The following is a 26,991-nucleotide window of genomic DNA, read 5'->3' on the forward strand; positions in this document are numbered from 1 at the left end:
TAGGAACCGCTGACCAGCACGTCAATCGCCGCGGCGGCGTGGCGGGGGCTTGCGTGCCCGCAGGGCCTCACCCTGCCGGTTCCTCCGGCAACTGCGCCCCGCCCGTCCTGCGTCCCGCCCGTCCTGCATCCCATGTCGCCCCCACCCGCCGCCATGTCGCCCCGGGGCTTTCACCGCGCGCGCGCCTCGCCTAACCTGTCTGAAAGGAAGGCCCGCCATGACCGGTGCCGTGACCGATGCCATGACCGATCAGGACCCGCTCGTCATCTTCACCCCCTCGGGCAAACGGGGGCGCGTGCCTGCGGGTACCCCTGTGCTGCAGGCCGCCCGGCAACTGGGCGTCGACCTCGACTCCGTCTGCGGCGGGCGCGGAATCTGCTCGAAATGCCAGGTCGCCCCGGCCTTCGGGGATTTCCCCAAGCATGGCCTGCATGTCGCCGAAACCGCCCTCTCCCCCGTCAACGCCGTCGAAGACCGCTACGACCGTGTCCGTGGCCTGAAACCGGGCCGCCGCCTCGGCTGCCAGGCGACCATCCAGGGCGACGTGGTCATCGACGTGCCCGCCGAAAGCCAGGTCCACCGCCAGGTCATCCGCAAGCGCGCCGACACCCGCACCCTCACCATGAACCCCGCCTCCCGGCTGTTCTACGTCGAAGTCGCCGAACCCGACATGCACGATCCCTCGGGTGATTTCGAACGGCTCTCCGCCGCGCTTGCCGAACAATGGGGGATCGAGGGCGTCACGGCGGACCTCTCCCTGCTGGCGCTGCTGCAGAAGACGCTGCGCAAGGGCGACTGGAAGGTCACCGCGGCGCTCCACCGCGACCACACCGGCGCGCCACCGCGCCTGCTGCACCTCTGGCCCGGCCTGCAGACCGGCCCGCTCTGCGGCCTCGCCATCGACCTCGGCTCCACCACCATCGCCGCCCACCTGACCGACCTCGAAACCGGCGAGGTCCGCGCCTCCTCCGGCCTCATGAACCCGCAGATCCGCTTCGGCGAAGACCTGATGTCGCGGGTCTCCTACGTGATGATGAACCCCGGCGGCGAGGCAGAGATGACCCGCGCCGTCCGCGAAGCGCTCTCCACCCTCGCTGCCGACCTCGCCACCGAAGCCGCCCTCGACCCCGCCCTGATCACCGAGGCGACCCTCGTCTGCAACCCGGTGATGCACCACCTCCTGCTGGGCCTCGACCCGGTCGAACTGGGCCAGGCCCCCTTCGCCCTCGCCCGCTCCTCCGCCCTCTCCCTGCCCGCGGCGGAGCTGCAGCTCTCCACCATCAATCCCCGCGCCCGCGCCTACCTGCTGCCCTGCATCGCGGGCCATGTCGGCGCCGATGCCGCCGCCGTCGCCCTTTCGGAATCGCCCGAAACCTCCGACGACCTCGTGCTGATCATCGACGTCGGCACCAATGCGGAGATCCTGCTGGGCAACCGCAGCCGCGTCCTCGCCTGCTCCTCGCCCACCGGCCCCGCCTTCGAAGGCGCCCAGATCAGCTCCGGCCAGCGCGCGGCCCCCGGCGCGATCGAGGCGGTGCGCATCGACCCCGTGACGAAGGACCCCCGCTTCCGCGTCATCGGCTGCGACCTCTGGTCCGACGATCCCGGGTTCGCGGCGGCCACCGCAGCCACCGGGATCACCGGCATCTGCGGCTCCGGCATCATCGAGGTGCTGGCGGAAATGCGCATGGCGGGCCTCCTCGATGCCTCGGGCCTCATCGGCTCCGCCGAACAGACCGGCAGCCCCCGCTGCCGCCCCGAGGGGCGCACCCATGCCTACCTTCTGCATGACGGCACGGCAGAGGGCGGCCCGGTCGTCACCGTCACCCAGGGCGACGTGCGCGCCATCCAGCTGGCCAAGTCGGCGCTCTATGCCGGGGCCCGGCTGCTGATGGACGAAATGGGCGTGGACCGCGTCGACCGCATCGTGCTGGCCGGGGCCTTCGGCGCGCATATCTCGGCCAAGCACGCCATGGTGCTGGGCATGATCCCCGACGCCCCGCTCGACCGGGTGACCTCCGCCGGGAATGCCGCGGGCACGGGCGCGCGCATCGCGCTCTGCGATATCGACGCCCGCGCGGCGGTGGAGGCGAACGTCGCCCGGATCACCAAGATCGAAACCGCCATCGCCCCGTCCTTCCAGGCACATTTCGTGGCCGCCAACGCCCTGCCCCACGCCTCCGATCCCTTCCCCGAACTGGCCCGCCTGGTGACCCTGCCGGAGGTGAGCTTCAACACCGGCGGCACCGATGGCCGCCCCCGCAGGCGCAGGCGCGGCTGATCCGTCCTGGCACACCCTGGGCACACTGCGCCCGCATCGAGCCGCCCCCCTGGCGAAGTTGGTCCGCAACTTCCCTCCCGCAGCCTCGCCGAACGAAGGAGCCCACCCGCGCAGACCGCCCCGCTCTCCGCACGAAACCTCCAGCCGCCCAGAGCAGGCCAGGCACCTCAGCACTTTCCGGCTCGGGGCGGAATTGGACAGCGCATCCGGTCGTCCGGACGAGGCACCCCGTCCCGCTGGCCCCGCCGGTGCCGCGCGCAGCCCCCACGCCCTTCAACCGATCCCCCCGTAACCGATCCCCCCGTGACACTTCCCGCTTGACGGGATCGCCGGCTTGCCATACCTCATCCCTCGCGCGGCGGGTATGATGTAATGGTAGCCTGTCAGCTTCCCAAGCTGAACGCGCGGGTTCGATTCCCGCTACCCGCTCCAATCAACCCCACAAGTGATTGATTTTAAAATAGAAACCCAGAAAATGGGCAACTAGATAGCCAACACGCTAGCCAACCCCGGCAATACGCCATGAAACATGTAGAAACGTGTTGCAGACGGCAAAGCAGGCGCGAAGCCCACCCCATGATCATGCGAACGTGGGCCTGCTAGAGGAAGAGACCCGGGACACGAGCGCCACGGCCCGCGCTGGAAGCGCATGCCGAGCGCCGGGCCGCTATGGTCATCGCAGCCCTGCGATATCGTCCAGCAAGCCCCGGAACACGCCAAGGGCCACATCATCGGCCTGCAAGGCGTCGGGCGTCACCCCTTCCAGCTCCCACGCCATCGCCTCTGCTCTGCCTTCAGCTTCAGCGCCGCGACCGTCTCGGCGGGCCGGGGCAGCATGGCCCCCGTGACGGCATGGGCGGCAGCAAGTGCGTCCTCGACCGCCTCCGGGTCCTGGGCATGGCAGGCGGCAGCATAGGCGGCAAGAGCGGCATCGAGGTGGGCCTTGATGGTGGTGGTCGGCATGTCGGTCTCCAGTGTGGGATTGCCACCAGGCGGCGATGCACCAGCCGGACCGACCCGGGCAATGTGGAAACAAACCCACCTGCCACATGCTGACAAATCCAACGACCCAGGGCCGAAATCCAACTCCGGCGCGTGGACAAGTCCGATCTCTTCCAACCCTCCATCGGAGCATCGAGGTGACGTTGAGCAAACCGATGCTCGAACAACGATCAAAACGGAAACCGTCTCAACGGCAATTCGTTGCTCCCAAAGATGGCCTGAAGTATGAACATCGGAGTATTTTGCATTTGGAGAGCGCCATGACTGTAGCGGCAATCTGGCAACAGGGTAACCATCTTTGGTGCGCCGCCGACAGCAGATTGGTTGCTGGCGAGCAAGATCAGGTAGTTACCGAAATGGTCGCAAAAATTCACTCCATTCCTATTACAATCCATGCTCAGGATATAGAGGGTTATTTGCGGGCACCACACTACTGGACGCAGTTTGGCTTCGTATATGCTGGAAGCGCCGCTCCGGCATCCATGACAGCTATCACTGCGTCCACTCTCCTTCAGCAGCTGGCGCGGCCAGGCAATCGGACTAACCCACCCCGCTTCGAGGAAGTCGCAGAATTCGTCCGCAAGATAGCTCAGAAGTTCATGATTGAAAGACGCCAACTGGGTGGAGACGGAAAATTTTGGTCAGCGCTGTTCGGCTGGTGCCCGCATACTTCGACTTGGAAGGTCGCCCACATATCTCCGCAGGGAAGTGAAAATGACTTCAGGGTTGAGATTGATTTCCCGCTAGCCCCGACAGAAGACGGCGCTACGTGGCTAGTTCTAGGGAGCGGAAGGAGCGAATTCGAAAAAACATACGATGATCTCACTAGAGATGGCGTGCCGCCCTCGCTTCGAGCGCCAAATAAGGTCATTGAAAAAATGATCGAAGAAAACCTGGACGAGACTGTTGGAGGAACCATTTCAATGGGAGCGGCCCACGAACATGGCTTCGTACTATTTCATACCGGAGGCGTGAACTTATGGGCCCCCACGGAACCGCTCCGCCTGTTTAATGGCCTCGACCTCGACCGTGATCTCGGTGACGTTTTTCCGTACAAGGTGGCAACACACCCGATACCGTGAAACGTCGGAGCGATCCGATAACGACCTCTTGGATAATCAAACTGCGACCGGCACCCCATCGTGGTCGAGGCCTTGGGATATGAGGGAGAGGCCCCGATCCCGGAGCCGGTAGGCCGCGCCCCGGCTGATCGTGTTGCGGCGCTTCACAGTGCCGTTGAACGAGCGCCTGAATGCCTTGCAGCGCACCCACACGTTGAGGATCGCCGCAGCCCCGGCGTTCGCGGGGATCAGGTAGTCGGCGGGCCATTGCAGGGCCGCCTCTAAGGCGCTGACCTTCGCAGGCGCTGGCAGGATGCACCGGCGGCGCTCTTCGGGTTCGTCATCCCCAGCGATCTCAGGCAGGCCCCAGCCTTCGTCCAGATGATCGGCCAGGGTGGATTGCAACTTGAAAACACTGCTGGCACCTCGGAACCCGGCGGGGCCGACAGGCCCGCCCGTGTAGTGCGCCCAGCGGACGGCCTCGATCATGACCTCGCCCACCCGTTCCGGCGTCCAGGTCTCCGCATTGAGGGCTGGCAGAGAGCCGCCAGACGCGAAATCGTCCAGCCAATCCCTCATCCTCGCTTCTCCTCAGAATGGGGCCGGTAGTCCTGGCGTGGTCTCGTCGTCATCCGGGAAAGCTCCATCGGGCAAGTGGGTGAAAGATCGTCACGGGCACCGTGCGCGCAAAGCACCCAACATCTAGCACGAAACTGGAGCTTTCGGAATGAACGTTGCAAGATAGTTAGAGAAAGCGCCCATGCGTATGCAAGGCAGGAGCGCCGTCAGAGGTAATCATCGCGTGATCTTGACGAAACGTCAAAGTCTCGAAATGCTTTGGCATTATCCCCATGAGGGATCGCATCGATAGCTTCGCCCTTGATTGATAGATTGAATATGCCCGCAATCCAACTCGCAACCGTTCTTCTCGGGGCCACCGGCTTCAAACACGGCAACAACGTCAATGATACATTTCGAGGGCAAGTCCTGACCTCTGAGGGGGCAATCCGGCAGGCGATCATTAAAGACTTAGACCTCTGCCAACTTTGCAACGAGCTTGTCGCACACACGGTCGCTCGGGAGGTCGGATTACCAATCCCGGACTGCTACCTTGGCCTCGTCACCACCGGCATTCTGGACGTGAAAAAGGCACCATCCACAACAGACGGATCGCACCTTGTTTTCGTCAGCTCCGATGTCAAAGTCCCGAATATCACCTATCACCTTCAAGGATCGGACCTACCAGCGCAGTTAGCGCTACTTGGGGAAATCATCAAATGGGATGACCTCGGTGATCTATATGCTTATGATGCTTGGATCGCGAATACAGACAGGCATCCGGGAAACCTTCTGTTCGGCGGAAAGGGTGAGTTCTGGCTTATCGACCATGGGCACTCGTTCACCGGCCCGAACTGGCAAGCAGACCAACTAGACCCAGATGCCGAGTATCGAAACCGCCTAGGTGAATGGTTGACGCCGCGCCTGCCGATAGAGCAGAAGCGGCAGCGGGCGACCGAGGTGCGGCAGTTCGGGGCAGAGATTTCGGGCTTCGACGCGTCCGAAGCTTCGAAGAACAGCCGCGTTGCAGAACTTCTGCCGGTCAAAAATGTGAAGGCCCTTAAAGAGTTTCTAGAGAAGCGGGCCGTTAAGGTGCCGATCCTCGCAAGCAAGGCGCTCGGCGTGCCGACGATGGTATGATGGAAGTCTCACTGGATACAAACCTGTTCCCGAGGCTGCGTGATAGTGTTCGCGCCCGGTGGGTCCCTGTGCTCTTCGAGCCGATTTCCGGGTCGTATGAGCGCTTCGTTGTGGGCGTAGCCGCATTCAATGGACCGGGGTTCCATCTAGAGTGGGCAAACCGACTGGACCGGTTGACATGCTTCTATGGCGAGGATGCCGCAGGCACAGTAAGTGCGATACAAGTCGCGGGTGAACACCTTCGACATGACTTAGCCACACGCGCAGAGGCGGCAATTACAAGCCCCAATCCCGCTGTGTCTGGCATCGTCTTCGGTGACGTTCGAGAGGCCGAGGGGTACAGCCTTCAAACCGTCGCCACGAGCTGGCTCGCGGCACTGTCCTCCCTCTACGTCGAGCCGAAGGCCGAATTGCTTGAGGTTGTCGAAGATCGGGATTTGAGCATCGCTGGCGCAGAGGGAACCGGAGACCGATTGCCATTCTTGGTATGCGACTACGTGAAGGCCCGGCGCGAGGGCTTCGCGAACTTCTTCAGCCCTGACCTGCGTGAAGGCAGGCAACGACGAATGAAGGGAGCGAGCCATAAGATCGTCATAGATTTTTCCGGATCGAAGCTGGTCGCCAATTTCGGCACACTACGAGCTAGCGCTCTTGGCGGGTCCGTAAATCTCATCAAGCGTCGCCTCTGGGACCTCAAGGTCGAACGCGACCGAGAGCCAGGCGCACAGTTCGCGCGGCAGCATGAAATGATCCTACAGCGCCCTCGCAAAGATGACCCACAGATCACCGAAAAGCAGCAAGCGAACTTGGAAGAAGCATATCAATCACTCGAAGAGCAAGCTGATCAAGAAGAACTCCGCCTTCGCGCGCTCGACAGCGTCTTAGACATTGGCGAACATATTCTTCAAACAGAAGTCGCCTAGCACCTATAATGCGGCCAAGAACGCCGGACCCATAGCAAAGGCCAAGCAGGCGCAAAGCAGCCTGATTGCCGAGGTCCACGTTACACAGGCCACCGCCGCCGACCTTTGCCACCCCCGCGACGAGATCCACGAGGCGCGCCAGATCCGGGACGCAGAGGCAGCCGATCCGGGCGTGACGGAGCGGGCGCTAGACGAGATGGTGGAGGCTCGGGAGGACCCGACCAAGGATGCTCTGCGCCGCTCTGGATGTCCTACTGGCTCAACAGCGCATTCGTATGTCCGGGTCCTTCCCTTGGGGGGATGGTCTTTGCACCGAATGATTGCCATGCTGGTTCTATTGGCAAATGGGTTAAGGATCTTGCAGCCATGCAATCGAAACGGTTGGAAGATGTCGAGGCCTTTTACAGCATCCTGACGCAGCTGCCGACACGACGTCTGGGCGAATGCAGCGGACAGAATGCTTGGCCTGAGCGCGGCGTCTACTTCTTCTTTGAAGACGGCGAGACGCGTGCGGATGGTTCCCAGCGAGTTGTCCGGATTGGCACCCATGCGTTGACGGATGGGAGCAAGTCCACCCTCTGGGGGCGCCTGAGCCAGCACCGCGGCACGGTTACACCCAAGGGCGGCAATCACAGGGGATCCGTTTTCCGCGACCGTGTCGGACGGGCGCTTCTAGGAAAAGCCGGAGCCGATCTTCCCGGTTGGGGAGACAACAAGTGTGGCACTCCGGACCAGCGCGCAGTCGAGGCCGATCTCGAAGCGCGGGTCAGCGATGTATTGGGACAAATGACAATCGCATGGCTGGACGTGCCCGATGCGCCTGGTCGGAGCTCCCTGCGCGGATATATCGAACGCAATGCAATCGCCCTTTTGGCAGGGCAGGAGCACCCGTCGCAGGGGTGGTTGGGGCACATGAGTGACCGGGCGTCAATCCGCTCTTCCGGGCTGTGGAACAGCAATCATGTCGAAGAGGATTATGATCCGGGCTTCCTGAAGGTCTTTGCGCAGCTCGCATCGGGACGTGCCGCGACACCAACTGCAACCACCACCCGAAGTGTCGTCATGCAATGCGCGAAATCGAAGCGCCCCGGCGGGTGGTTCTTCGATCTCGATGGGACAGAGATCCGGTTCGTGGCCGATCCTGCGTTGGCTCCTTCGGTTTCAGGCACCCGCGCGGTGCATCCTGATGACATCGCCCATGACGGCCAGACCTGGCGGAGCTTTGTTCTGGCCTACAATGCCCGATATCGCGAGACCGGAAGCAACCCCTTCGGCCTCCATGCCGCTGGCCAGCTTTACACGAACCCGGCCTACGCAAGCCTCGGTAGGTTGACCGACCACGCGTACATCCTGTCGGCCTGCTGGGGCATCGTGAGAAGCGATTTCCTGCTGCCGAACTACGACGTCACCTTCAGCCGGTCGCCGGGTACGCCGGATCATGCCCTGCGCCAAAGCGACGAAGGTTGGCTGGACTTCAAAATGCTTCCCCAAGACACCGATGCAGAGCTGGTTTTCGTCGGCGGACGCAGCTACTTGCCGGCCTTCGAACGGCTTTCCCGAAGCTATTCCGGCAAGCGGATTGCATACCACTCCCTCTCCGATGCTCCGGTCATCCCGGGCGTCGAGATGCGCCGTTTCGACACGAACACGCGCACCAACTGGCACTACGAGCTGGCCTTGGTGATGACCGCAGGCGAAATCCCTTCAGAGGCAGAAACCAATCCCGAGAATGTCGGTGCCGTCCCGGAGGTCGAAGCCAAGTTGCACGTAGCCGCCACGCGACGGCCCGGCGACTATGGTAAGTACACGCCACTCAACACGTATCTGCTGTCGCTCCCAGCCTCGCAGCAGGCAGAAACGCTCAGCTTCGCGACAATGGAGCAGATCCTTGAGACAAGCCTGCCAACTTCGTCGCGGTCCCACGTCGCGGTTTGGTGGGCGAATGGCGGCCATCCTCAAGCCAAGGCGTGGATGGATGCTGGCTTCAGGAAAGCCGCCCACAGGATGACAGGCGACGATGCCTCTTCCTGGGTCCGTTTCGATAGGGTGTAGGAAGAGTATGACGCCGCGCAAGAGCGGGGGGAGGTATCGAAGGGTGGCGGTCGGCCTGACTGCGTTGACGACCGCAACGCAGTCCCGGCAACCGCCGCCGACCTTGGCCTCCGCCGCGACGAGATCCACGTGGCGCGCCAGATCCGGGACGCAGAGGCAGCCGATCCGGGCGTCATCCAGCGGACCTTGGACGACATGACGGCGCGCGGCGAGGAGCCGCCACACGCCACCCATTCGCTACCACGTCAACACGACAACGGCCACGTCTTCGCCCTCGGCGCGCAGATAAAGCACATCGGTTTCAGTATCGAGGTTCTGGAAATCTTCGCGCTGGACCAATGGCGCAAATGCGGTCGCGCCCGGTGCCGGGAGCGCGGCGCTCCCGATCAGGCGAAGGCCGCCGGTCGAAAGGGGGCGGATTGATGCATTGGCGCAGCCTTGCGCGACGGGCGTGTAGGCGGCATTCGTGACGGTGAAGCGGGTCGTCGTGATTGTCATGAGGTTCTCTCAAGGTTTGCGGTGAGCCGGGCACGGGCCTTCTCGATGGAGGCGAGGTAGGCCTCGGCGGTCGTCCAAATCACCCCTCGGGACCTGAGGCCGGAGACGCAAGTACGGCCATTCTTCGAACTGCACCACTCCAATAGCCAATCCTCCTCGCCGTCCAAGCGATGGAAGGGCAGCACCCTCAGAAGGGTCAGGGACGCGCCGGAGCGGAATGAGACCACCGTGCCGAGGCGCGGAGGCCGGAGGAAGTCAATGCGCGGACCGTGCCCCATCATGCACCGTCCCCGTCCTGGGCCTTGGCCCCGAGCCGGTCGAGGGCGGCGCGGATCGCGCGTTCGGCGAAGGCGGACATGTCGGCCTGCGCCCGTAGCCGGTCGGCGGTTTCGGCGTCGATCCGAAGACCTAGCCGTACTTTCGGCGGCTCCGGCGGCTTCGCCGGGCGGGGCTTCCGGTTGGCCGGGATGCCCACCTCATCGCCGTGCGAGGCTTGCCCTGCGCGGCCCTCTACCGACCAGCGGAGGGCCTCGTCCAAGGATTGGCCCCACCGGACGCTTTTCGCCCGCAAGCCGCTGACGCCAAGCCGCCCATCGGCACCGCGCCACTCGATTAGAAAGCTCGGGCTCCCGTCCCGGCGCTCATACGGGGCGATCCTGGTGACGGTGATGGTCTGGCCGCCTTGGGCCAGCGTGGTGCCCGGCGCAGGCGGCGTGCTGAAGTTGATACCGGAGCCCGTCATGAGGTGGCCCCCTTCCGGCGCAACCCAGCACGGGCCTTCCGGCCCGTCGCGGGCTTGGCGGGCTGGCCGGTGGTGAATGCCCTGGCGAGCTGGGTCTGAGCCTCATGAAGTGCACCATCGATGACGCGGCGAGCGGTCATGTCCCTCGTGGTGCGGGCCGGGACCGAGTGGAATTCGCGGAGGATCGCGCCCGTGATCGCGGCTATGGCGTCGTCGGCGTCGTGGTCCGGGATCAGGCTGCGTTCATCCAGCAACAGGTCGAGTTCAGCGGCCTCGGCGCGAGCCGCGCGCGCCTCATTTTGGGCGGCGGTCAGAGAGGCATCGCGGGCCGAGGCGCGCAGGTGGTCGAGGAACGCCCGGACACCGGCGACCAAGCTGACTTGGCCGTCCCTAACTGCGATCAGGCGAGCACGGACAAGGCCCTCAATCTCGCCGTTTTCCGCGCCGCAGACCCGCCGAAGGGTGGCGATGGGGATGAAAACCTGCTGGCGGTCAGTCATCATCGTCTTCCCCCACATCCTCGCCACGCAGGCCAGCGATCACCTTTACCCGGGCCGCTTCGATCCTCTGGCAGGCGGCCTCTACCTCCGACGCGAAGACCCGGGCCGTCTGACCGTCTACGTGTCCGATGACATCGACCGCCCGAAGCCGGGCGATGGCTTCGGCGGTGATCTGATCGACCAGCTGCTCGACTTCGACCCGCTCGATCAAGGCGGCCCGGCGCCGGGCCGTAGCCCGCCGGACCTTCTCGGCTTTGGCCTGGTGGCTGCGCACCTGGGGTGCGTTCGCGTCGGCGCGCTCCGCGCCTTCCCGCAGGAAGGCTGCGTAACCCTGGATGGCGCCGCTTACCGTGGTGAAGCCCCGGCGGTGACGAACGACATGGCCATTCGAGGCCAACTTGCGGAACATCGCGTCCGAAATACCCATCAGCTTAGCTGCATCGGAGGTGGCGATTTCGTCGGTCGGGATCGCAGTCAAAGCCCACCTCTGGCTTTGGTGCGCGCCTCGCTGATCGCCGCTTCAGCCGCTTGCCGTGATCCGAAATTGGCATCGTCAGCGAAAGAAATCGGCTCGCGATCTGCGTCCGCTTGCACCTTGCCAGACGCCGACACGGCGCCTGCGCCCAGTCCGGCGTTGGCCTTAGCGACGGCGGCAGACCAGGTTGCGGCGGACCGCTCGGATTTCGATGCGTGGCCCCCGTCTTCTCCACCATCGCCGAATGACGCCATCATTTCCTCCTCGGCGATCAGGTCGTCCAGGGTCCGGATGCGCGGCGCAGCGGCTTCCCTCGGGAGGCCAGCGAGAAGCCCGGCGACCGCCTCGGCCGGAACGAAATCGCCTTGGAGGGCCAGAGCGCACGCAGCACGAAATCGCCCTTCGGCAGATGGATGGCCGAAGATGGCCGAGAGGCGTTCACGTTCGGCCCGTGCAGCTTGATCACCGAACGACGCCGCCCCCGGAAGCGACAGGGCGGCTGCGTCAGCATCCTGATCAAGCGCAAGGTGCGACAGGATGGTTCGCGCCTGAGCGGCATCGACTGGTCCCATGAGCGCCAGGCGCAACGCTTGCCGTGGGCGGTTCAGGTCAGTGCCCGCAGAGACGATGGCGGCGATCCGGCCACGTTCGGCGGCCGCCTCGGCCTTAGCGGCGGCGGCCTGTGCTTCGGCGAGTTCCGCGGCCTCGACCTGCTCGGTCGCCCGGCGGCGGGCGGCATCGCGCTCGGCGGTCGGGGCGGTGGCTGGGACCGCGCCCATCAGGTCGGCCACCTTCCTCGAGCGGCGCTGGACTGCCTCGCTGGAGTCATCAAGCTTCGTGTTCATTTTTGTCTTCCTTCTGCTCGGTTTGGGGGCGGAGCTGTTCGCTGGCACGGCGCAGGAGCCTCACCACAGCGGGGGGAAACGACGTTTTGGAGGGCGATTTTTTCTCAACCAATTTTCGGCCTTTCGATTGCTGATCAGGATGTTGGGGTGGTTCGGCTGGCCGTGGACTTTCGCCACCGCACCGCGAATTTCATGGTCTGGGAAACGGCGAAAAATCGGGCCGCTTCTGCGCCGCCCCCTAGCGGGCGCTGAACGGTCCCTACGGGTCCCCCCCTTGCCCCCAAAGCACCCCCGTGCGGCCCGCCAAGGGCCGCACGGGGGTGTTGTGACGGCGGGCGAAACCGCCAATCGCCCGCTGCCTACCGCCAGCGGAAATGGAAAGGACTGGCGGCAATTTCCTTCACCCGGGCAGCGATGCGTCTGCCGCCAGCACCGCGCGCGGGTCGGCGTCGGCGCGGCGCTCCACGGCCACGCCAGTGGCCTCAAGCGCACGAATAGCGGCCTCTTCGGCCAACTCCAGGGAAAGCAGCGCGGCCTCGGCCTCGGCCATGCGGGCGGTGCGCTGGTCGGTGGTCAGCGCCTCCCGGCCCGCCAAGAGGTCTTCGAGCTGGCCTGCTACGACTTCCCGGAAGGTGGGCATCGACGAGGCCAGAATGAGGCCGAGCAGCATGTCGGAAACGTCACTGTGGTTGCCGATCAGCTCGTCGCCGACCCGTGTCACGACGTGAGGAAGGAGCAAACCGGAAGGCGCGGCGGCCGGTTCCAGGAGGCGGCCAGGACGCAGGCGGTCAACGGCGCTGGTCGCTTGGCGTTCGGCCCACGCATCGAACGCGGCCAACGCCTCTGCAACAGGCTGGGGGGCACTCTCGATCCGGCGCAGCTCGGCCTTGGCCTCGGCCACCTGCTCGCGCAATAGGTCAATTTCCCCAAAGGCATCGCTGACGGCGGACCGGGAGGAGCGGAGTTTGTCGAGGAAACCCATCAGATGATCCCCCCACGAACCTTTGCGGCCTCGTCGGCCAGAAGATCCGGTACGGCAAGGTCATGCTCGACGGCGAAAGCGAGGCAGGTCCGGAACAGCGTATTCGCCCGACCTGCGGATACGCCAAGGGCGTCAATTTCGCGCTGTTTCGATGCCATCTGCTCGGACAACTTGCCGACTTCAGCCTCGACCGTCTCAGCCATGGCGAGGCCAGAGGCATGGCCTTCGCCCCGCGTTTCCTCGGCCTTGCGGCGTGCCATGGCAGCACGCCCCTGGGCGTCCTCGCGTTTCTCGCGGGTAGCCTGATACTCGTCCGAGGCTGCACGCTGCAGGGCGCGTGCCTCGCGCCGCTTGCGGTCCAGCACCAGCAGACGGCTGGGATCAAATTCAAGCTTGGTCGTCATCGTCGGAAAGCCTCCATTTCGCTTTCCGCAGATCATGGATCAAAAGGCCCGGAATTCGCTGGCGCAGCAAATTCCGGACCATCCAGTCAGGCCCCGAGGATGTCCTCCAGCCGATCAATGCCGGGCATCGGTTTGTTCAGCTTCAGGCGGAGGATTTGCCACCAGAACGAGGCCGGAGCCAAAGGCGGGCGGGTCTCGCGGTACTGATCGGCTGTCCAAGCCCCAGCCGCATACCGCTCGAATGCTTTGATGATGGCTGATGCCGCCTGTCGGTCAGTCGCCTTCGCCCATTCCGGCACCGCAGCACGCGCACCCCGAAGGAGCTGGTCACGGCGGCGCAGGGCGATCCGAGCTGTTGCCGTGGTTCCCGCTGGCGGCTGAAGGCCCATGATACGCCCGAGGGGCACCGCGCGGCCTTCGGCGTCCTTGTCTCCGCGAAGGATCGCTTCCCCGGCCTCTTCCATGCGGCGGCCCATCGCGCGGACGCCAGGCTCCATGGCCATCAAGCACCACTCAGCCGCCGCGAACCAGTGGTCCAAGATCTCGGCGGCGTCAGCCCTGCAAAGCACGTCCTGCGCGGGCCGCTGATCGCCCCCGAAGGCTGCGTGCAGCCAGCGGTCCGGCTTCCGCCACTCGCCATCGGGATCACCCATGGGGAGGAACTCGGGGTCATCGACGGCCTTTTCGCGGTGACCAGACGGATCCACGCGATCATGCGCTGGGATCGCGTGCGACCCAGGTAGCTCGGCCCGGCCCCGGCCATCGCCGGGCCGGTCCACGCCGCTGTCGTCGCGGTCAGGCATCGTCGCCCACCTGCTTGCGGTCGTGGATCGCCGCCAAACATCCCGCCCGGCGCAGTTCGTCGGCGCTCAGCGTTGCTTCCCGGAAGATCGCAACTTCGGCTTTCACTAGGCCAGTGTAGGCCTTGGTGACACGCTCGATCTGCTCGGCAGACATATGCCGTGCCCGCATATGCGCCCGAACCTCTGCCAGGTGCGCTCGCCACCAGGCAGCCGCCTCGGCGCGGTTTCGGATCGCGCAGCCGAGGATAGCTGCGTCACGCGGGTCGAAGCGGAACCAGCGCACGAGCGCCTCACCCGAGGCGATAATCTCCGCCGATGGGCCATCGCCCATGTGCTGCCAGACCGGAAGCCGCCGGTCCGGGTCAGCGATTGCAGTTTCAGGAAATTTGATGACCTCAGCCATGCTGACCCGCTCCATCTGCCAGAGTGAATTTCGGCTCGGTCCGAGATCGAGCCGCCTTTGCATTCACGACCGCCGCCATGAACGTCGCCGCGCCATCTGCGCCAACAAGTGCGGTCAGCACATCGACATGACGCTGAAATGAAGCGCTGGCCGTTCCTGGTTCACCGCACTGGATCGCATCGAGAATGGTGGCGGCTGTCCATTTAAGCGCGGCGTGGTCGCCGTCGCTGATCCCTGTCAGGATTGCCTCGGCCACCTCGTGACAATCGAGACCATCGTGCAGGCTTACGAGGTCTTCCGCCGCCACGCCGACATTGCGGTCTATATCGCCCATGAGGGCCTTGGCCTTCGCAACAGCCTTCTCGCCATCGTCACCGTTGGCCTTCACAATGGCGATGACGTACGCCCGCAGGTCGTCCCAGCCCATGCGCTGATCTCGAATGATCCGGCGCAGAAGACGCGCACAAGATTGGGCGTATGCGACATCGTATCCGGACAGGCCCATGATCGCGCCACGCATGATTTCGCGCGCCAAATCCTGATCACCGAGAGCTTGTGCAAGTTCAGAAACTGGGTCCGGATCAGGTTCCGTACCGGGGATGGGAACAGGGGCTTCGTGCCCCTGTGCCCAGCCCCCACGATCCGTCGCGCTTTCGGCCCTGTCGATATCGTCGGCCACGACAAGAAAATCCTCAGACCCAGAAACCGCGTCTGGAGAAGAGGCGGAAGCGCGCCCCAGGGCGCTCCCGCCCCGTTCAAGGGTCGTACAGTATATGGGGTCCAGCTCCGTGGACGAAACTAGTCCACCAGCGTGGACTAAATCGCTTTCCGGCGGCGAAGTAATTTCGTCTTGAGATTTGGACGAAATCCCCCTCTCCATTTCGTCCATCTTGGTGGACGAAATACCAGAGGCTTGCTCGGCAACGATGACAGCCTGATAGGTCGGTGACAGGCGCCCAGGCTCGCGGTTGCGCTTGCGTTTGATCGGCTTGTCCGCCTGGCGTATAACGCCTGCCTGCTTCATCCTCGATAAGATGTTTGCCGCGCTTGACCGAGAGCATCCGGCCCCTTCAGCAAGCACCTCATATGGGAGGAAGAAGCGACCATCTTTCTGCATCAACTCGAAGGCAAGAGCGCACCCGAGGAAGTCCAGGTCGCGCATCGGCGAGCGGCGTCCAGCGATAGTGCGTCTGACCGATTTCAGCCACCTGAACCCGTTGAAGTTCTGATCGCTCATTCCCGTACCTCCCGGCCACACAGCGCTTGTCCGACGGTCGTGATGGAGGTAATGTCGGAGCCAAGGATTTTGGTGGATCCGTCCATTCCAGCCCCGGTCGCGGTGACACCCGCGCCGGGGTTTTTCACTTCCAAGGTCATGCTTTCGCCTCGCCCACACCTGCCTTCGCGGCTTCCCAGGCCTCAAGATCCGCGAGCTTGAAACGCACGCAGCCGGGCGAGAGCTGGATCGGGTCCGGGAACTCTGGATCAGCCTTACGCCAGCGCCACACCGTGACGCGAGTAACACCAAAACGTTCAGCGACCTGTTTGTCGGTGAGATAGAAACGCCCCGGCTGGGACATTTGTGCGCCACTGGGCGCAACGGAAATATTGGGCATGATCGCCCCCTTGTGCTGGTGCTGCTTCAGAAGCAGCGCGTTGTCGAAGACCCCTATTTCTTCAATCAACAGCTCGGCACTTTGCGGAGGCAACTATTCGGATTGGGGCTTTGTCCGATACCTAGAAAGGTAAGCGAAAGGTAGCCGATTGCAACCCCTCTATACGAAGATATTCAATTCTCTCCAATCACCCGCCGACAGCAGGAAACGCGACAACAACACCAGCGTCCTCGCCGTGCAGGAAATCGCTCCATGCGATCATCAATGCCCGGCGTCGCTCGAACATGTCCGAGCGGCGATACGCTCGCTCAACCTTGTTCCCGACGACGTGTGCCAAACTAAGTTCGGCCAGATCGCGATCCACACCACGCTCGGCACACCAATCGCGGAAGCTCGACCGTAAGCCGTGCGGGACAGCCGGACGGCCAGAGCGTGCATCACGCCAGCCCGCCTTTTCTGGGTCTTCGCCGACAGCTTTGGCGGCTTCCTCGGCATCCCCCTGCATCCTGCGCATGACGGCGCTGATCGTCATGTCGGACATCTGCTTTCCGGTTACGGACGGGAAGACATAAGGAACATCGGCCATCCTCGGCACCCCTTTGAGCAGTTCGATAGCCGCAGTCGACAGCGCGACCCGATGCTCAGAACCGGCCTTCATCCGGGCACCCGGGATAACCCATGTTCCTGCCTTGAGGTCGATTTCATCCCATGTCGCGCCGCGAACTTCGCCCGACCGGCTCGCGCATAGAGCCGCGAAGCGCAGGGCCAACGCTCCCATGCCTTCGCGACCAGACAGCTCGGACCACCAGCCCGCAAGCTGGTTAACCGGAACCGCTGGGAAGTTGCCGGACTTGGCTTTGGCAGCAACAGCAGGAGCAGGAAGAAGCTCTTTCAAATTACCACGCCAGACCGCCGGGTTATCGCCCATGCGATGCCCCGCAACGGTCGCCCACGCCATGATCCCCTCGAGGTAGGTCCGCAGCTTCTGGGCGGTATCAGGCTTAGCGGACCACACGGGTTGCAGGACGCGTAGAACGTCTTGGGCGGTTACATCCTGAACTCCCATGGCGCCGATTTCGGGGAACGCGTACCGCGTCAACGTGGACCTCACGGCCTTCTGCGACTTCCCCGGGCGGTCCGCCAGCTTTGCCGTGATCCACCGATCAGCGGCTTCCCCGAACGTCAGATGGCGCGCACGGGCCGCCGCCAGGGCGGCGCGGGCCGCCCTTTTCTCCTCTATAGGGTCGCCCCCCTGCTCGATCAGCGCCTTGGCCTCTCGTGCCTTGTCCCTGGCCGCTGCGAGCGAGATTTCCGGATATGGCCCGAGGCCGACACTTCGGCGCTGGCCGCCGATCATGGTCCTCAGCAGCCAGGATTTTGCACCGCCTGGCGTGATCTGTAGCAGCAGGCCGGAAACGCCGCCGACCGCATGCCATTCATTCCGGTCACGGTCTCCACTGTGGGCCGCGCGCTTGATGTCCAGCGGCCCCAACTCCTTCGCTCTCTTCGGCATATCGCCCTCCAAGCACCTCACCCCTTACGAGTGGCGCGCGAACCCGGAATATAACTTTCCCCGCATTCCAAGCCCGCCATCCCGCTAGCCAAAAAACTTGATACAGGACGCAATCGACTGCAAGGGGGTGTTTCAAAAAATCCAAAGAACTCTTGACGGTTAGCGGCCTTCGATACAGATAGAAATCGACAGAAATCCCATATTGGCGCCCGCTACCCGCTCCACGTCCTCCAAACTTGTCGTGAATCCTGAATGGCTTGGGGCGAAATCCGCCCCACACGGAACGCGGCCCACGGGACACCACGCCAGCACCTTCAAGAACAGGTCACGCCCGGATGCGCGGGCGCTCAGGACCTTCACCAATCACACTTGCGATCGCCAGCACGCCGAGCTTGCGCCCCAGACAAGTGACCTTCCCCGCGAAGCCAACGCTCGGTCCTCGGCGCAGCGTTTTCCGGCGATCCAAGGTTGGCAGTGCGCAGGTCGCGGACGCCGGGCGCGCGCAATCCAGTCCGAGGTGCCCTGGCGCTTTCGCGCCCTGAGCCCACCTCCAGAACCTTCGCAACTAAGGTCGGCTTCGAGCCCATAGTTACCGATGCTGCGCCAAGTTCGAATGTCCGGTTGTTTGAGAGACCATTTTGTGAAAACTCTTGGGTGATTTGATTTGGAAACCGTTCCATGCGTATTTTCTGTGCTTTCTTCGTCGTTTGCTTGTACGCCACCAACGCACTTGCTGACATACGCGCCGATGTGCGCGAGCTGTTCGACCGCGATATTGACACGCTCGACTTTGCCCACATTCAATCTCTTGGCCTGCAAAGAATGTATGAAAATGCACAACGGCAAGGCGGCGGCGCTCCAGTCAACTTCATGGTTTGCGAAAACCCTAGTGCAGCTTTCGCACGCTCTCCCTTCTATCTGGTCAGCGAATAATGCCAGAAATTACGTTAGCAGCACCTCTTGATCCAGACGACAATGGTGTGGGGTATTTTCCATATATTTTAGAAGATATTGAGCGCGAGAGGGGCTTGCTAGAACTTTTCGGTTTTTTGGGGATGCCAGTCGTAGAAGCGTCTACATTTGCTTCCGATTACCAGATCATCTTCAAAGATGAAAACCTCGAAGTGGTCGTTAGAAACGATGACTTTGGATGCGAAGCACTTGGAACATCGCCTGAAGAAACTGTTTACTTCTCAATTAAGTCTGACTCTGAGATTGAGATAATGAAATTGCAAAAAAATTGGAGGAAAGGATAAGAGTGGTAAGGCTGCCTTAGAACGGAACGGCTTTACAACGCTTTCTGTGGGTGAATGATTTCAAGGGGCTGGCTGTCGCAAAACCCTGTTGCAAAATACCTGCATGAAATTCGGTTATGCGCGTGTCTCAACTTCGGATCAGGATGCCAGCCGGCAACTTGATGCTGCGCTTCCCGAAAGCAGCCATTGGCGCAGCCGCAGCGAAATGGCGCTTTGTCCGCACCGCTGACCTCCGCCTGCAAGGCCATGCTGCGCAATGCCTCAAGCGGCCACCCTGGGAAAGCGCACCTTGGCGAAAGGCGCGCCGCCCAATGGCCGCAACAGACCGTCCTCGCCCCGCGGCCCCGGCTCGCCAGCATGCGCTGTCCTTGCGCCCCCCCGGGCTACACAGGGCAGGCCAATCACCTTCTCAGGACCTGAAGCTCCACTGCCGTGCCCTCGCCCAGATGAACGGTGTTGTGCGCGACGCGGCTGCCGCGCGCAGTCCCCTCGGGCTCTCCGGTGTTGAAGTTGATGTCGTACTTGGGGAAATTCGACGAGGAGACATCCAGGCGCAACCGGTGGCCGGCCTTGAACAGGTTCACCGTGGCGAAGGGCGTGATGGCGATCTCGAACGCCCCCTCGTCGGGATCGACCAGCTCGGGGCGGTCATAGCCCTTGCGATAGCGCACCCGGAAGATCCCATCGGTCACGTTCATCGCATAGCCGCGCGGGTAGTCCTGCGAGGGCGGATAGACATCGACCAGCTTCGCGGTGAAGTCGGTATCGGGCGCATCGGTCGAGACCTTGAGCCGGATCGTCACCGGACCGGCCACCAGCAGGTCCTCGGCCAGCGGCCCCGTCTGGAAGGACAGCACGTCACGCCGGGCGATCAACGGCATCCCGGGATTGCTGCAGCCGAAGAAGCGCGCGTCCTCGGTCTGGTCAAAGGCCCCGCCCTCGAAGATCGGCTCACCCGAGGTCAGCGAACCGCCGATGGTCGGCACCGGGTTGGCGGGATCGTAGGCATAGCCCATCTCGCCCGTCGCCGGGGTCGCCGACAGCGACATGTCCGGCGCCGGATAAAGGGTCAGGGGTTCGGCCTCGGGGATCGGCCAGTCGGAGGTCTCGATCCAGTGGCCGCCATGGTCAAGGTGTCCTTCCGGGGTCTTGCGGCCAGAGCCGCCGCCCATGACGAAGAGGTGCACCCGCTCGTCACGGAGCCTCTCCGCCTGGTCCTCGCCCTTCAGCCAGCGCGCGAAGAACTTCACCCGGAAGGCCAGCCAGTCCTCGTCGACCTGGCCGTCAAAGACCGCTTCGGGGCCGAAATCCACATCGCCGAAGATCCGGCGCGACCGGTTGCCATGGGTCCAGGGGCCCATGATCAGGGTCAACGGCCGCGCGGCGGCGCCCTTCAACCCGCTATAATTTTCAAGCGTGGTCTGGACATAGGCGTCATACCAGCTGGACATGAAGATGATCGGGATCTTCGGGAAATCGTGATAATAGCCCGCCGCCCAGATGCCCGTCTTCTTCCAGAAGTCGTCGAAGGTCCCGTGCTGCCACTGGTCCAGCAGGTAGTCTTCGTAATCCGGGTCCCAACGCACCGGGGACCGCCCCTTCGTCCAGGGCGTGCGGGTCATCCATCCGGCCAGATCCTCGGCCTCGATGGCGCCCAGAACGGCGGGATCTGCCACGGCCAGAGGGGCCTCCATGGCGCGGTTGTAGGCCCATGTGGCCTGTTTCATCTCCAGCGCGCCCCCCTGGCGGATACCGCAGGTGAAGGCATTGGAGAAGCCGCCGGAATCGACGGCCATGCAGGTCAGCCCCGGCGGGTTCAGACAGGCCATGGCCATCTGCACATGGGCGTCATAGCTCAGCCCCATGGTGCCGACGCGGCCGTTGCCGAAATCCTGGCCCGCGATCCAGACCATGCTGTCGTAGCCGTCCTCGGCCTCGTTCAGGTACTTGGTAAAGCTGCCCTCGCTGTCGTAGCGCCCCCGGCAATCCTGCCAGATCACCACGTAGCCTTCGGCGACCAGCTTGATGGCCAGCTCGGGGCGACTGTAGGAGGTGGGGCGCGCCACGGACAGCTCGGTCCGCGGCGTGCCCGCCTTGTCATAGGGCGTCCGTTCAAAGATCACCGGACGGGGCGCGGGATCCGCGCCGCCACCGGCCCCTGCCGGGCGATAGACATCGGTGGCAAGGTGCACGCCGTCCCGCATCGCAACCATCACGTTGCGATGCACGACCACCCCCGGCGCAACCGGCTCGGCCGGCGTCAGGGAAGCTGTTTCAAGCAGGGTGTCATTGGGGGTGGTCATGGTCGTCATTACTCGTCAGAGGTCACGTTTTGCGGCAGGGTCTGTTCGGACAGACCGGCCTCGATGGTCAGGCCGTCGCGCAGGCCCCAATGGACCTTCTGCCAGTAGAGCGGCACGATCGGCGTCTCGTCGAAGACCAGCTTGGTGGCGCTTTCAAGCTTCGCGATCCGGGTCTCGGGGTCGAACTCCTGCAGGGCATCGTCCAGCGCCGCGTCAAACTCGGGAGAGGAGAAGCGCACCCGGTTGAAGGCGCCCTTGCCGGCCTCCTTGTCGTAGGTGTGCAGCAGCGACTGCAGGTTGGGCGCCGAGGTCGGCGTGGAGGAGCCCAGGGAGAAGACGAAGGCACCGTAGTCACCCGCCGAAGCCGCCTTGGAATAGACCGAGTAGGGCAGCGCCTCGACACCGTTCACCTTCAGCCCGCCGCGCGACAGCATCTGCCCCAGGGCCTGCACCAGGTCCGCATCGCCGGGGAAGCGGTCGTTCGAGCTGTAGAGCGTCAGGCCGAAGCCATCGGGATAGCCTGCCTCGGCAAGCAGTTCCTTGGCCCTGGCCACGTCCGGCTTGTCGGCCGGCACATCGGGGTTGTGGCCGCCAAGGGCGTCGGGCACCAGCTGGCCCGCGGGCACGCCCGAACCGCCAAGGATGCGATCCACGATCAGTTCCCGGTCGATCATGAGGGAGATCGCCTTCCGGACGCGCGCATCCTTGAAGGGGTTCCCGGGCAGCGGGTTGCCGTCAAGGTCGGTCACCGCCGGCGCCTGGTCGAACCGCATCGACAGACCCAGGTAGATCACCCGGCCCGAGGGGGCCGAGAAGACATGCATGCCCTCGGTGTCTTCCAGGCGTGCCACGTCCTGCGGCGGCACGGCGTCAATCACGTCAACCGCGCCCGACAGCAGGGCCGCCACGCGGGCCGCGTCGTTGGAAATGTAGCGGATCTCGACCTCGTCGAATTCCGGCACGGTGCCCCAGTAGCCTTCGTTGGCGTGCATGGTCAGGGTCTCGCCCGGCTTCCACTCCTCCAGCACATAGGGTCCGGTGCCGACTGCGGTGGCGGGGGAGGAGAAGTCCTCGCTCGCCTTTCCCTCTGCGGCGGCCTTCGAGATGATGAAGACACGCCCGATGTCCTCCATCAGCGCCGGGTTCGGCACGTTGGTGGTGATGCGGACGGTCAGGTCATCCACGGCTTCCACCGTGGCCAGGGACGACACCATGTCGGTGTAGGGCGCGGGCGAATTCGGCACCTCGTCGGCGCGCTCCAGCGAATAGACCACGTCGGCGGCGGTGAAGGCCGACCCGTCGTGGAACGTGACCCCGGGCCGCAGATGCAGCAGCCAGGTGGTGTCATCCTCGATTTCCCAGCTTTCGGCCAGGCCGGGGGAAACCTGCAGGTTCTCGTCGAAGGCCACCAGGCGATCGAAGAACATGGTGGAGGTCATCTGGTTGTTGCCGGTCCGCGAGAACTGCGGGTCGATCGAGCTTTGCTCGGAGGCGCGACCGATGGTCAGATCGGCGGCCCAGGCGGGCATCAGCCAGGTGGTGGACAGAAGGGCCGCGAGGGCGGCGGTCTTGGTCAGGCGCATGGGTTGGCTCCTTGTTGGTCAGTCGTTTTCGAGGGTCTCGCCGGTCGTGACGCCGGCTTGGGAAAGCGGCCGCCCGGTGCCGCCATCAAGATGGCAGGCAACGGAATGGCCGGGGTTGGCCTGGGTCAGCACCGGGCGTTCCGTCCGGCATCTGTCCATGGCAAGGGGGCATCGGGGGTGGAAATGGCACCCCTTCGGCGGGTTCACCGGCGAGGGGATTTCCCCTTTCACCGAGGAGAAACGATGGCCGCGCCGGTCGATCCGGGGGATCTCCTCCAGCAGGGCCTGGGTGTAAGGATGGCGCGCCGCGTCGAAGATGCGGTCGGTGGGGGCTGTCTCCACCACCCGGCCCAGGTACATGATGACGACCCGGTCCGAGATGTAGCGCACCACCGACAGGTCATGGCTGATGAACAGCAGCGTCAGCGACAGTTCCTCGCGCAGGCGCACCAGCAGGTTGATGACCTGCGCCTGGATCGAGACATCCAGCGCCGCGATGCTTTCATCGCAGATCAGGAAATCCGGGTTCACCGCAAGCGCGCGGGCAATGCCGATGCGTTGCCGCTGGCCACCTGAAAACTGGTGCGGGTAACGATTGGCCATGGCCGGATCCAGACCGACCAGGCCCATCAGCCGCTCGACCTCGGCGCGAACCTCGCCACGTTTCACCAGCCCGTGCAACCGGGGCGCCTCGCCGATGATGTCGATGACCTTCTTGCGCGGGTTGAGCGAGGACATCGGATCCTGGAAGATGATCTGCGTGGCCAGCCGCATGGCACGCGCCTCCGCCCCCTTCAGCCCCGCGATGTCGCGGCCGTTGCGTGCGACATGGCCGGCGGTCACGGGCAGCATGCCCGCCACGACGCGGCCCAGGGTGGACTTGCCGCAGCCCGACTCGCCCACCAGGCCCACAACCTCCCCCTCATCAATCTGCAGGGAGACGTCATCCAGCGCATGGACGGTCGGCGGCTCCTCGGCCAGGCCGACGCGCCTGGCCAGCCGTTCGGCCAGATCGGTCTTGCGGCGGAAATGCTTGGTGACACCGGCCACCTCGATCATCGGAGTGGGCGCAGTCATGCCATGACCTCCTCTTCAAGCGGGTGGAAACAGCGCCAGCCACGACCCTGCGCCTCGGTCTCGGCCGGTTCGGCAAGACAGGCCTCGGTCGCGCGGGCGCAGCGGGGGCGGAAGGGGCAGCCCTCGGGGCGGCCAAGCGGCGGCGGCGCATTGCCCGGGATCTGGCGCAGCGGCTGACCCCGGTCATTCTCCATCGGCAGGCTGTCGATCAGGCCCCGGGTATAGGGATGGCGCGGCGCATCCAGCACCTCGTCGACGCTGCCGCGCTCGACGATGCGGCCCGCGTACATGACGGCCACCTTGCTGGCGAGTTGCCCCACGACGCCAAGGTCATGGCTGATCCAGATCAGCCCCATGCCCATCTCCCGCGTCAGGGTCTGCACCTCCGACAGGATCTGGCTCTGGATCGTCACGTCCAGCGCGGTGGTGGGTTCATCCGCAATGATCAGGTCGGGCTTGTGCAGCAGGGCGATGGCGATGGCCACCCGCTGCCGCATACCGCCCGAGAACTCGTGCGGATAGGCGTCGATGCGTTCATCGGGGTGCGGGATCCCGACCTGGCCAAGGGCATCACGGGCCATGGCGCGGGCCTCGGCCTTGCTGACCCTGGCATGGGCGCGGACCGTCTCGATCATCTGGGTGCCGATGCGCAGGACCGGGTTCAGCGTCATCATCGGATCCTGGAAGATCATCGCGATACGGTTGCCCCGCAGGTCGCGCAACCGGCGCGGGCTGGCAGTGCGCAGGTCCTCGCCCAGGAAACGGATGTCGCCCTCGACCACACGGCCCGGCGGATCCACCAGCCCCAGCAGGGAGAAGCCGGTGATGGACTTGCCCGAACCACTTTCACCGACCAGCCCCAGGATCTCGCCCCGTTGCAGGGTCAGGTCCACGCCATCGACGGCCTTCACGGTGCCTTTCGGCGTCTCGAACCAGGTGCGCAGCCCGCGCACTTCCAGAAGGGGATCACTCATTGGGCCAGCCTCGGGTTCAGGATTTCACGCAGACGGTCGCCGACGATGTTGACCGAGAAGACCAGCACCAGCAGCAAGAGCCCCGGGTAGACCGACATCCAGTAGAGCCCGGCCAGCATCACCTGGTAGCCGTTGGAGATCAGCAGCCCCAGGGAGGGCTGGGTGATCGGCAGGCCGATCCCGAGGAACGAAAGCGTCGCCTCGGCAGCGATGGCACTGGCCACCTGGATGGTGCCGATGACGATCAGCGGCGGCAGGCAGTTGGGCAGGATGTGCCCGCCCATGATGCGCCAGGCGGGGATGCCCAGACAGCGCGCCGCCTCGGCGTATTCCTTGCCGGATTCGACCAGCGCGGTCGCGCGCACCGCACGGGCGAAATAGGCCCATTGCACGAAGACCAGCGCCAGGATCACCTTGCCGACGCCCTGACCGAAGACCACCAGCACCATCAGCGCCACGAGGATCGTCGGGAAGCCCAGCATCAGGTCGACAAAGCGCATGATGAAACTGTCGAGGAACCCGCCACGATAGGCCGCGATCAGGCCAAGAGAGGTCCCGACCAGCATCGCCAGCAGACCCGAGGTGACGCCGACCGCCAGCGAGGTGCGCAAGCCATAGAGCATGGCCGAGAACATGTCCCGCCCCTGCCCGTCCGTGCCGAGGATATAGGTCATGCCCGAATAGCCTTCGCTCATCGGCGGCAGCTTGGCGTCGAAGAAGTCGATCTCGTTCAGGTCGTAGGGGTTCTGCGGCGCGATCAGCGGCGCGAAGATGGCAGAGAAGACGAGGATCAGGCAGACAACCGCGGCGAGGGTCGCCTTGGGGCTGGACAGCAGGCCACGCAGGATGCGCGCCGCCATGCTTTCGCCCTTGAGGAGGGAGATCGTGGTCATCATGCGCGGCTCCGGATGCGGGGATCGAGCAGCGAATAGAGCACGTCGACGATCAGGTTGATGACGATGAACATCGCGACGATCACCAGGATGTAGGCGACGACGATGGGCCGATCGAGCATGTTGATGCTGTCGATGATCAGCTTGCCGACACCGGGCCAGGCAAAGATCGTCTCGGTCACCACGGCGAAGGCGATGAGGCTGCCGAACTCGATCCCCAGCACGGTGACGATGGGGATCAGGATGGTCTTGAGCACATGCACGAAGAGGATCCGCCGCTCGCTGATGCCGCGGGCGCGGGCGTATTTCACGAAGTCCAGCGGCATGGTTTCCTGCACGCCCGTCCGTGTCAGGCGGATCACCAGGGCGATCTGCGCCAGCGCCAGGTTCGTGGCGGGCAGCAACAGGTGGATGAAGCCGTCCCAGGTGGCATAGCTCGTGCGAATGCCCAGGATCTGACCTGTCTCGCCCCGCCCGGTCGAAGGCAACCATCCCAGCCAGACGGCGAAGATCATGATCAGCATCATGCCCTGCCAGAAGTTCGGCAGCGAGAAGCCGAGGATCGAACCGGTCATGATCGTCTCATCCGTCGCGCTGCCCGGCTTCACACCCGCGATCAGGCCCAGCGGGATGCCGAGGATCAGCGACAGGATCAGGGAGGTCGTCACCAGCTCCAGCGTCGCGGGCAGCCGCTCGAAGATCACGTCCAGCGCGGGCCGGTTGTAAACGAAGCTGCGCCCGAAATCGCCCTGCAGCGCCGAGGTGACGAAGTTCCAGTATTGCAGCGGCAGAGGGTCATCGAGGTGCAGCGAGGCCGCAACCTGTGCGCGCTCGGCCATGGAGGCATCGGCGGGCAGCAGGATCTCCAGCGGGTCGCCAATGGCATAGACACCGAGAAAGACGACGAGAGAGGTGACGATCAGGACCAGAATGGCCTGAAGCACCCGGCGGAGGATGAAAACCGTCATCGGGCGCCGCCCCGGTCCGATTGGTCTGTCATGTTCTTAGGCATGGCTTGCTTTGCTGTGTCCCTGTTTTCGGAAGAGCTTGAGAGAAGATTCGCATCTATGCAATATTATGAGAAATTGGCCAATTTATATGCGAGAC

The 26,991-nt window shown here is 64.0% G+C and carries 27 protein-coding genes and 1 tRNA gene; 8 read left to right on the forward strand and 20 right to left on the reverse strand.

The annotated features are described in order from the left end of the window. Positions 1-217: 217 nt before the first annotated feature. Both AC2IR1_RS13975 and AC2IR1_RS13980 read left to right on the forward strand, forming a co-directional pair. Entirely contained in the window at positions 218-2,281 is a 2,064-nt protein-coding gene (locus AC2IR1_RS13975) for an ASKHA domain-containing protein (protein WP_486472579.1), read from the forward strand. A gap of 358 nt (positions 2,282-2,639) precedes the next feature. Continuing rightward, a tRNA-Gly gene (locus AC2IR1_RS13980) sits at positions 2,640-2,713 on the forward strand. Between the two features lie 321 nt (positions 2,714-3,034). On the opposite strand, the gene AC2IR1_RS13985 is transcribed toward AC2IR1_RS13980, so the two are convergent. Then, a complete protein-coding gene (locus AC2IR1_RS13985) occupies positions 3,035-3,244 on the reverse strand; it encodes a hypothetical protein (RefSeq protein ID WP_486472580.1) in 210 nt (69 codons plus the stop codon). Positions 3,245-3,543: 299 nt separating this feature from the next. Here AC2IR1_RS13985 and AC2IR1_RS13990 point away from each other — a divergent pair, with 299 nt between their 5' ends. Continuing rightward, positions 3,544-4,365, forward strand: coding sequence for a hypothetical protein (locus tag AC2IR1_RS13990; protein WP_486472581.1), 822 nt, complete (start codon positions 3,544-3,546; stop codon positions 4,363-4,365). Positions 4,366-4,401: 36 nt separating this feature from the next. Here AC2IR1_RS13990 and AC2IR1_RS13995 read toward each other — a convergent pair whose 3' ends face one another. Continuing rightward, positions 4,402-4,923, reverse strand: coding sequence for a hypothetical protein (locus AC2IR1_RS13995; protein WP_486472582.1), 522 nt, complete (start codon positions 4,921-4,923; stop codon positions 4,402-4,404). Between the two features lie 318 nt (positions 4,924-5,241). On the opposite strand from AC2IR1_RS13995, the gene AC2IR1_RS14000 reads away from it, so the two are divergent. The 3 genes from AC2IR1_RS14000 (at position 5,242) to AC2IR1_RS14010 (ending at position 9,017) form a co-directional block, all read left to right on the forward strand. Beyond that, positions 5,242-6,042, forward strand: coding sequence for a HipA family kinase (locus AC2IR1_RS14000; RefSeq protein WP_486472583.1), 801 nt, complete (start codon positions 5,242-5,244; stop codon positions 6,040-6,042). Next, on the forward strand, positions 6,042-6,965 hold the full coding sequence (locus AC2IR1_RS14005; protein ID WP_486472584.1) for a hypothetical protein: 924 nt from the start codon (positions 6,042-6,044) through the stop codon (positions 6,963-6,965). The genes AC2IR1_RS14000 and AC2IR1_RS14005 overlap by 1 nt, the downstream gene beginning before the upstream one ends. Positions 6,966-7,331: 366 nt before the next feature. Next, positions 7,332-9,017, forward strand: coding sequence for a GIY-YIG domain-containing protein (locus AC2IR1_RS14010; protein ID WP_486472585.1), 1,686 nt, complete (start codon positions 7,332-7,334; stop codon positions 9,015-9,017). A 237-nt stretch (positions 9,018-9,254) separates the two neighbouring features. Here AC2IR1_RS14010 and AC2IR1_RS14015 read toward each other — a convergent pair whose 3' ends face one another. The 12 genes from AC2IR1_RS14015 to AC2IR1_RS14070 all read right to left on the reverse strand — a co-directional run bounded on the left by AC2IR1_RS14015 (position 9,255) and on the right by AC2IR1_RS14070 (position 17,798). Next, entirely contained in the window at positions 9,255-9,515 is a 261-nt protein-coding gene (locus AC2IR1_RS14015) for a hypothetical protein (RefSeq protein ID WP_486472586.1), read from the reverse strand. A gap of 277 nt (positions 9,516-9,792) precedes the next feature. Then, positions 9,793-10,257 (reverse strand): hypothetical protein, encoded by a 465-nt coding sequence (locus tag AC2IR1_RS14020; protein WP_486472587.1) that lies wholly within the window; start codon positions 10,255-10,257, stop codon positions 9,793-9,795. Continuing rightward, complete coding sequence (locus AC2IR1_RS14025) at positions 10,254-10,757, reverse strand: hypothetical protein (protein ID WP_486472588.1); 504 nt, start codon at positions 10,755-10,757, stop codon at positions 10,254-10,256. The genes AC2IR1_RS14020 and AC2IR1_RS14025 overlap by 4 nt, the downstream gene beginning before the upstream one ends. After that, positions 10,750-11,235, reverse strand: coding sequence for a hypothetical protein (locus AC2IR1_RS14030; RefSeq protein WP_486472589.1), 486 nt, complete (start codon positions 11,233-11,235; stop codon positions 10,750-10,752). The genes AC2IR1_RS14025 and AC2IR1_RS14030 overlap by 8 nt, the downstream gene beginning before the upstream one ends. Further along, entirely contained in the window at positions 11,232-12,077 is an 846-nt protein-coding gene (locus AC2IR1_RS14035; protein ID WP_486472590.1) for a hypothetical protein, read from the reverse strand. Before AC2IR1_RS14035 ends, AC2IR1_RS14030 begins: the two co-directional genes overlap by 4 nt. A gap of 400 nt (positions 12,078-12,477) precedes the next feature. Then, a complete protein-coding gene (locus AC2IR1_RS14040) occupies positions 12,478-13,059 on the reverse strand; it encodes a hypothetical protein (protein WP_486472591.1) in 582 nt (193 codons plus the stop codon). After that, entirely contained in the window at positions 13,059-13,463 is a 405-nt protein-coding gene (locus AC2IR1_RS14045) for a hypothetical protein (RefSeq protein WP_486472592.1), read from the reverse strand. Before AC2IR1_RS14045 ends, AC2IR1_RS14040 begins: the two co-directional genes overlap by 1 nt. Positions 13,464-13,549: 86 nt before the next feature. Beyond that, positions 13,550-14,266, reverse strand: coding sequence for a hypothetical protein (locus tag AC2IR1_RS14050; protein WP_486472593.1), 717 nt, complete (start codon positions 14,264-14,266; stop codon positions 13,550-13,552). Then, positions 14,259-14,669: a hypothetical protein gene (locus tag AC2IR1_RS14055; RefSeq protein ID WP_486472594.1), complete on the reverse strand. Its 411-nt coding sequence runs from the start codon at positions 14,667-14,669 to the stop codon at positions 14,259-14,261. The genes AC2IR1_RS14050 and AC2IR1_RS14055 overlap by 8 nt, the downstream gene beginning before the upstream one ends. Next, positions 14,662-15,906, reverse strand: coding sequence for a hypothetical protein (locus AC2IR1_RS14060; RefSeq protein ID WP_486472595.1), 1,245 nt, complete (start codon positions 15,904-15,906; stop codon positions 14,662-14,664). Before AC2IR1_RS14060 ends, AC2IR1_RS14055 begins: the two co-directional genes overlap by 8 nt. A 136-nt stretch (positions 15,907-16,042) precedes the next feature. Further along, on the reverse strand, positions 16,043-16,354 hold the full coding sequence (locus AC2IR1_RS14065) for a helix-turn-helix transcriptional regulator (protein ID WP_486472596.1): 312 nt from the start codon (positions 16,352-16,354) through the stop codon (positions 16,043-16,045). Positions 16,355-16,472: 118 nt separating this feature from the next. After that, a complete protein-coding gene (locus AC2IR1_RS14070; protein ID WP_486472597.1) occupies positions 16,473-17,798 on the reverse strand; it encodes a tyrosine-type recombinase/integrase in 1,326 nt (441 codons plus the stop codon). 678 nt (positions 17,799-18,476) lie between these two features. Here AC2IR1_RS14070 and AC2IR1_RS14075 point away from each other — a divergent pair. Then, positions 18,477-18,731 (forward strand): hypothetical protein, encoded by a 255-nt coding sequence (locus tag AC2IR1_RS14075; protein ID WP_486472598.1) that lies wholly within the window; start codon positions 18,477-18,479, stop codon positions 18,729-18,731. After that, complete coding sequence (locus tag AC2IR1_RS14080; RefSeq protein ID WP_486472599.1) at positions 18,731-19,054, forward strand: hypothetical protein; 324 nt, start codon at positions 18,731-18,733, stop codon at positions 19,052-19,054. The genes AC2IR1_RS14075 and AC2IR1_RS14080 overlap by 1 nt, the downstream gene beginning before the upstream one ends. A gap of 401 nt (positions 19,055-19,455) precedes the next feature. Here the strand turns inward: AC2IR1_RS14080 and AC2IR1_RS14085 are convergent, their stop codons facing one another. Genes AC2IR1_RS14085 through AC2IR1_RS14110 form a run of 6 tightly spaced genes read right to left on the reverse strand, consistent with a single transcriptional unit; the run spans position 19,456 to position 26,852 of the window. Then, positions 19,456-21,366 (reverse strand): CocE/NonD family hydrolase, encoded by a 1,911-nt coding sequence (locus tag AC2IR1_RS14085; protein WP_486472600.1) that lies wholly within the window; start codon positions 21,364-21,366, stop codon positions 19,456-19,458. Next, the gene (locus AC2IR1_RS14090; protein ID WP_486472601.1) at positions 21,366-22,940 is read right to left on the reverse strand and encodes an ABC transporter substrate-binding protein; all 1,575 of its coding nucleotides are present in this window, start codon (positions 22,938-22,940) and stop codon (positions 21,366-21,368) included. The genes AC2IR1_RS14085 and AC2IR1_RS14090 overlap by 1 nt, the downstream gene beginning before the upstream one ends. Positions 22,941-22,958: 18 nt before the next feature. Further along, entirely contained in the window at positions 22,959-24,017 is a 1,059-nt protein-coding gene (locus AC2IR1_RS14095) for an ABC transporter ATP-binding protein (protein WP_486472602.1), read from the reverse strand. Next, complete coding sequence (locus AC2IR1_RS14100) at positions 24,014-24,991, reverse strand: ABC transporter ATP-binding protein (protein WP_486472603.1); 978 nt, start codon at positions 24,989-24,991, stop codon at positions 24,014-24,016. Before AC2IR1_RS14100 ends, AC2IR1_RS14095 begins: the two co-directional genes overlap by 4 nt. Then, complete coding sequence (locus tag AC2IR1_RS14105) at positions 24,988-25,887, reverse strand: ABC transporter permease (protein WP_486472604.1); 900 nt, start codon at positions 25,885-25,887, stop codon at positions 24,988-24,990. The genes AC2IR1_RS14100 and AC2IR1_RS14105 overlap by 4 nt, the downstream gene beginning before the upstream one ends. Beyond that, positions 25,884-26,852, reverse strand: a complete 969-nt coding sequence (locus AC2IR1_RS14110; protein ID WP_486472605.1) for an ABC transporter permease — start codon at positions 26,850-26,852, stop codon at positions 25,884-25,886. The genes AC2IR1_RS14105 and AC2IR1_RS14110 overlap by 4 nt, the downstream gene beginning before the upstream one ends. Between the last annotated feature and the right edge of the window lie 139 nt (positions 26,853-26,991).

The organism is Pseudooceanicola sp. NS-SX8, assembly GCF_057380755.1.